Raw genomic sequence first — 6,304 nt, forward strand, 5'->3', positions numbered from 1 at the left:
CCAACCGAAAGGCACCCCATGCCCACCGCATCATCCCGCCGTCGAAGGGCGGCACGCGCGGCAAAACGGATCCGGCATCACATCCGCCGGTTCCTCACGTCCTACATCTCCCCGCTGGGGTGGGCCGTGGCCGTCTCCGGAGTCGTGGCGGCCGTTGCGTTCATTCCCACCGGCTGGCACGAGCTGCTCGCCTACGGTGCGGTCGCGCTGGCGATGACCCTGGCGGCGATCGTCATGTCGTTGGGCAACACGTCGTTCGACGCCGCGATCGACGTATCCGGCCATCGCGTGACCGTAGGGGACACGGTCACCGTCCATGTGAACATCGACAATCCCGGACGCACGCCCACCGCCACGGCGCGGGGCGACCTGCCGATCGGCGAATTGCACGAACGATTCTCCATCCCCATGCTCGCCCCCGGACAGTCGAAGCGGACGGACGTGCAGTTCCGCACCATGTCGCGTGCGGTGCTGCCCATCGGCCCGCTGCGCATCCGTAAGGGCGACCCCTTCGGCCTGATACGGCACGAGAAGCGTCTGGCGGAGCGGATCACGCTGTTCATCCACCCCCTGACCGTGCAGCTGGACACGCTCGACGCGGGCATGGCACGCGACCTCGAAGGACAGCCGAGCGGGCAGATCGTCGACGACGACCTCGATTTCTACGGTCTGCGCGAATACGTGCCCGGGGACGACGTACGCAACGTGCACTGGCTGAGCACGGCGAAGACCGGCACGCTGATGATTCGCCAATATGAGGCCACGCGACGCACCGACACCTCGCTGACCATCGCCGTGAACCCCGAGGAATACGCTTCGGCCGAGGAGTTCGAGCTCGCCGTGTCCGTCCACGCCTCGATAGGCGTGCGATGCCTCATGCAGGACCGTCCGTTGGACACGCATGCGGGGACCGTCCATGCCTCGCCGCGCAACGCCATGGCGTTCCTCGACTCGTGCAGCATGATCGACCCCGACCGCGACGACAACCCGAATCTGGCCGAGGGGACCCTGACGCACAGTCCCGACGCCTCCTTCTACTTCCTCACCGTGGGGTCGCTGCGCGACGTGGACGGCATCAAACGTCTGGCGCTCGCGCTGCCGAAATCGGCGTCGATCCTCATCCTGCAGACCTGCTCGGGCGCTCCCCGCGCCATCCGCCGGTTCCCGGACTTCACGCTGGCCACGGTGGGCGAGCTCGACGACCTTCCGCTGATCATGGGGGTGCTCGCATGACGTTCCCGACCATGCCGTTCGACCGGTCCTCCACCTCGATGCCGGACATGCCCTCACCGACCGGGACGCCCATCCCCGATGGCACGGGGACGAACACCGCCACAGCCACCGGATCCTGGGCGGATTCCACGCATTCGGTGATCTGGATGACACGCGGCGGCTTCGCCACGCCGCTGAACGTCGGCCGCGAGCCGTGGGGCAGGCATATCGGCAACCTGGCGGTGACGGCGGCGCTGACGCTGCTCGCCGTCTCCAACCTCATCGACGTGTACGGGGATTGGGCTCGTTGGGCCGCAATCGCGATACCCGCCACGATCGTCGGCTGCCTGGTCGCCTTGGCCGGAATCAGGCCGGCGATGCGCCTGTGGTGGCAGATCGTGTTCCTCACGCTCGCGCAGTTCGTCGTCGGCCCGGTGGTCGCGTTGAACGACACGACGATAGGCCATGTCCTGCCGTCACTGTCGACGCTCGCGCAAGGTTGGCAGAGCACGTTCGGCTCGTTCAAATACCTGATTTCGATCGAACCGCCCACCGGCACCGCCGACGGCTCCCTGATGGCGGTATGGACGCTCGGCCTGTGGACCGCGTTCCTCACGGGACTGTTCGCCGTCATGCGTGACGCCGCCTGGGCCATGGTGGGCGCCATCCCCGTGTTCGCCGCGAACGTGGCCGCGGCGCTGTTGGGAACCGATTCCGGTTGGTGGCGTCCGATATCCGGCATGGCCAGCGCGATTCTGCTCGTCGTCTGGCTGTCCGCCCGTTGGGGGCTGCTTGAGCTCGGCCGCTGGCTGAGCTCGCTGGTGATCCTCGTCCTCGCCGGCGCGATCGCCGTGGGCGCGTGCCTCGCCGTCCCCCAGCATCGCGTGGTGCTGCGCGACCATTACGAGCCGCCGCTCAACCCGTACGACTATACGAGTCCCCTATCCGGATTGCGCTCCTACGTGAAGGACCATAAGGACGACACCGTGCTCACCGCCCGGGACCTTCCGGCCGGCACCCCTGTCAGACTCGCCGTGATGGACCGCTTCGACGGCAACGTCTGGAACCTGTCCGATTCGAGGTCCGCGGCCGATTCGTCGAACTACCGCAGGGTGGGCACGACGATCGCCGAGGACGAGCAGGGCGAGCGCTTCACCGCCACGTTCACCGTGGACGAAGGGCTTGCCGACACCTGGCTGCCGCTCTCGGGTGCCGCCAAGTCGGTGACGTTCACGTCGAAGACGGATGCATCGTCCTTCTACTACAACACGGACACCGATTCCGCCATCTACCCCAAGGGAACCGTCAAAGGCCTGACCTACACGGAGCGCGGCGTGATCCCGAACACGCCCACGGACAAGCAGATCGACGCCGCGGACGCCGCATCCGTGGACCAGCCGGAGGCCGAGGACGTCCCCGACTCGGTGAGCAAACTGGCCTCCGCCATTGCGGGCGGCCAATCCAAAGGCGGCGAAGCGGCCCGGGCCCTTGCGCAGAAGCTCAAGGAGACCGGCTGGTTCTCGCATGGTCTCGAAGGCGACTACCCCTCGCTGCCGGGGCACGGCAACTACCGCATCGACAAGCTGCTCGCCGGCACCGAAATGGTGGGCGATTCCGAACAGTACGCCTCCGCCATGGCGCTGATGGCCCGCGAGCTCGGCCTGCCGAGCCGCGTGGTGATGGGCTTCATCCCCAAGAACAAGGACGGCGAGATCACCCAGTCGCGCACCGAGAAGCAGGGCGCGCACACGGTGACGAAGTTCACCGGCAACGACATCGAGGCCTGGGTGGAGATCAAGCTCGACGGATACGGATGGGTGGCGTTCTATCCCACTCCCAAGGAGACGAAGGTCCCGGACGAGAACCAGGACCTCACTCCGCCGAACCCGCAGACGCTGGTGAGACAGCCGCCGGTGCCGCTGTCCGATCCGCTGCGCGACGAGCAACAGGCGAACGGCAACTCCACGCTGGCCGGCGAGGATGCGGACGATACGGGCACGAATCTGTTCTGGGCCCGGTTCGCACGCATCGCCGCCCGCGTCGCCATATGGGGCAGCCCCCTGTGGATTCTGCTGTTCGCCGCCGCATCGATATTGCTCACCAAGGCCGTGCTGCTGGCGCGGGCGCGCGCACGAGGCCCGGCACGCACCCGCGTGGTGGCCGGATGGGGAGCGCTCGCCGCGTTGGCGAAGCAGAGCGGCGTGGACGCGCGCGGCACACGACGCGACCAGGCGCGCGCGATGGCGGACCAGCTGCATCTGGATGCGGCATCGTTCCGCACGCTCTCGAACGACGCGGACTACGCCGCGTTCTCCGGTCAGGACATCACCAGCGGACAGGCGGCCGCGTACTGGCGTGACGTGGACGCCATGCGCAAGGCCATGCTCGCCTCCCTGCCGCGCCTGCGACGCTGGCGCACCAGGCTGAGTCTCAGGGGAATATTCGGCGAATTACGGCGGAGGCCGGCAAAACGTCATATATTGAATACAGGAAAGGGTTCCGCCGCATCCCGCACCTCCAAGCATCAGGGCGACGGACGGACGCACGCGGCCAATGCAGGGAGGCAACGCCCATGATCATCGGACAGCTCGAGGCCGGCCTGGCCACCGACGTGGGCCTGCGACGCCGCAGCAACCAGGATCTCGGCATCGCCGAACAGGGCGTCTTCATGGTCTGCGACGGCATGGGCGGCGGCATGGGCGGCGAGCGTGCCAGCGCGCTCGCGGTACGTCACCTGCGCGCCCTATCCACCCTTCGCGACCGGCGTCGCGGCGACATCGAACGCACGCTCGCCGCCGCGCAGGCCGACGTGGTGGCGCTCGGCGAGGAACTTGGAGGCGTGGCGGGCACCACCGTCACCGGAGTGGTCCTCGCGCACAACGACGACGCGTACGCCGGTCCACGAACCGGCACGGCCGCCGCCACCGCGCCTTCCGACGGCCATCCCGTCGATTTCGACGACACGATGTCCACCCCCATCGACGGATACGACAGTCTCGCCTACGTGGTGAACGTGGGCGATTCACGCACCTACCACATGGACGCGCTGCCCGACGGCTCGGCATGGGACGCATCGACGCTCACGCGCATCACCCGCGACCATTCGCAACGTCAGGAGGCCATCGATTCCGGCGAGATGCTGCCTGACGTCGCGAAGGCGCTCATTCCCCGCAACGTCATCACGCAGTGCATCGGAGATCCGGAGGGCATCGCCCCGGACCTGTACGTGGCGGACGCCACCGGCCGTTTCATCGTATGTTCGGACGGACTGCACGCGGAAGTGGCCGGGGACGAGACGATCGCGTCGATCGCCGCCGCCCATAACGACCCGCGGCAGGCCGCCGAAGCGTTGGTGAAGGCCGCGCTCGAGGCGGGCGGCAGCGACAACGTCACCGTAGTGGTGGTCGATATGCCCATGAACGAGCCGGAACGACACGGCTGGGCGGTGACTAGACTGGGCGATGACGAGGATATCGGGGAAATCGCCGACGAAACGTTGCAGACCTTACGAACCATAACAACAAGGAGGCCATGATGGTCGATTACGACGCCGCGGTCGCGGCTGTGCAGGACCCGAACGCGGATCCGATCCTACTTGCGAAAATCGCCTATGAGAACCCGGAGTTCGGCGCGAACGTGGCGGTGAACCAGCGCGCATACCCCGGTCTGCTGCGCTGGCTGGCCGAATTCGGCGACGACCGCGCACGTGAGACGGTGGCGCAGATGGGCTACACCGTATCGGACTCCCCCGCCGGCGCACATCAGCCCGCGGCTGGTGCCGCGGCGGCCGCGGAACAGCAGGCCAAGCCGGCGCAGACCGGATACGCCGACCCCTATGGCGCCGCGCCGCAGGGCCAGCCGGTCCAGCCCGCGCAACAGCCGGCCGACCAGTACGCCGCCTATGCGCAGCCGCAGCAGGCCCAGCCCGCAGCCGACGCGTACGCCGACCCGTACGGCGCCGCCCCGCAGGGCCAACCCCAGCAGCCCACCGGCCAGTACGCCGCCTCCTCCTACGTCCAGCCCGCGCAGAACCCGTACGGGTTCACGGCCGAACAGGCCCGCACCACCACCGACCAGATGCAGATGGCGGAGATCGCGCAGAAGGCCCCCGAACTGTACCCGGCCCTGGCGCAGAACCCCAACCTGTACGAAGGACTGGTGCAGTGGCTCGCCCAGCTCAACGATCCGGCCGTGAACGCGGCCCTCGCCACCCGTAAGTGACGCACGGACGTCACCATTCGATCAGAAGACCCGATTCGACGCGTCCGGCGTTCCGGCCATGACAGGCCATGGTTCCGGACGATGGTGCATCGGTCTTCATTGAGGAGCATGTCACGATGAACACTGTGATTCCTTTCCCTCCCGCCCCCGAGCCCGGCTGGTACGCCGACGATCCCGTGCAGGGCGCCGTTTCCCAGGCCGCGCAACCCATGGCCGCGTCCGGTGACGCCCCGGTCCACGCCACGCCCGTCGCCGACGACTCGCATGCGCCGGTCCAGGACGCACCGTCCACCGAGGCCCGCCCCGGCCTGGCCTCCACCGGGCTGACCGGCACCGGCCCCATCGTCACGGGAACGTTCGTCTCCGGCCAGACCGCCGCCTCGGAACAGGCTGCCGCACCACACACCCCCGAGCATGCGCCCGTCGACGACCATGATGAGGACTGGGACAGCACGGTGCTGTCCAGCTCGTTCACCATCAAGCAGACGCGGAAGACGTATCTGCTGCACAACGACGTGACCGGACAGAGCATCCTCATCGACCGCAGCGTGCTGCTCGGCCGCAAACCCTCCGAGGAGATTCCGGAAGGCGCGAAGGCCGTGAAGATCGAGGATCCCACGCGCACCACGTCGCGCAACCACGCGGCGATCAGCATCGACCAGAACGGCCAGCTGTGGATCGAGGACTACGGTTCGCTCAACGGTACGTTCATCATCAAGGACGGCGAGGAACACCAGGTGGTCAAGGGCACGCCGGCGGAGCTGGACGCACCGGCCACGCTACGCATCGGCGACCAGTTCTTCACCCTGCAGGAGCAGTAGCCTCCCGTCACCGTTCCGCCCGTTCCCCCTATCTCCGCCCCATTCCGCCC

At 67.7% G+C, this 6,304-nt stretch carries 5 protein-coding genes; all 5 read left to right on the top strand.

What is annotated here, in order from left to right; translation table 11 throughout:
* Positions 1 to 18 precede the first annotated feature (18 nt).
* The 5 genes from JS531_RS09545 (at position 19) to JS531_RS09565 (ending at position 6,254) form a co-directional block, all read left to right on the top strand.
* Positions 19 to 1,233, top strand: coding sequence for a DUF58 domain-containing protein (locus tag JS531_RS09545; RefSeq protein WP_214315470.1), 1,215 nt, complete (start codon positions 19 to 21; stop codon positions 1,231 to 1,233).
* 47 nt (positions 1,234 to 1,280) lie between these two features.
* Positions 1,281 to 3,788: a transglutaminase domain-containing protein gene (locus JS531_RS09550; protein WP_240542159.1), complete on the top strand. Its 2,508-nt coding sequence runs from the start codon at positions 1,281 to 1,283 to the stop codon at positions 3,786 to 3,788.
* Positions 3,785 to 4,747 (top strand): serine/threonine-protein phosphatase, encoded by a 963-nt coding sequence (locus tag JS531_RS09555; RefSeq protein ID WP_214315474.1) that lies wholly within the window; start codon positions 3,785 to 3,787, stop codon positions 4,745 to 4,747. Before JS531_RS09550 ends, JS531_RS09555 begins: the two co-directional genes overlap by 4 nt.
* Positions 4,747 to 5,433 carry a hypothetical protein gene (locus JS531_RS09560; RefSeq protein WP_214315488.1) on the top strand — a complete coding sequence of 229 codons (687 nt, stop codon included), beginning with the start codon at positions 4,747 to 4,749 and terminating at the stop codon, positions 5,431 to 5,433. Before JS531_RS09555 ends, JS531_RS09560 begins: the two co-directional genes overlap by 1 nt.
* A 116-nt stretch (positions 5,434 to 5,549) precedes the next feature.
* A complete protein-coding gene (locus tag JS531_RS09565; RefSeq protein WP_236034530.1) occupies positions 5,550 to 6,254 on the top strand; it encodes an FHA domain-containing protein in 705 nt (234 codons plus the stop codon).
* The last annotated feature ends 50 nt before the right edge of the window (positions 6,255 to 6,304 follow it).

Origin of the sequence: Bifidobacterium sp. CP2 (genome assembly GCF_018555635.1) — a bacterium.
Classification (GTDB): domain Bacteria; phylum Actinomycetota; class Actinomycetes; order Actinomycetales; family Bifidobacteriaceae; genus Bifidobacterium; species Bifidobacterium saguinibicoloris.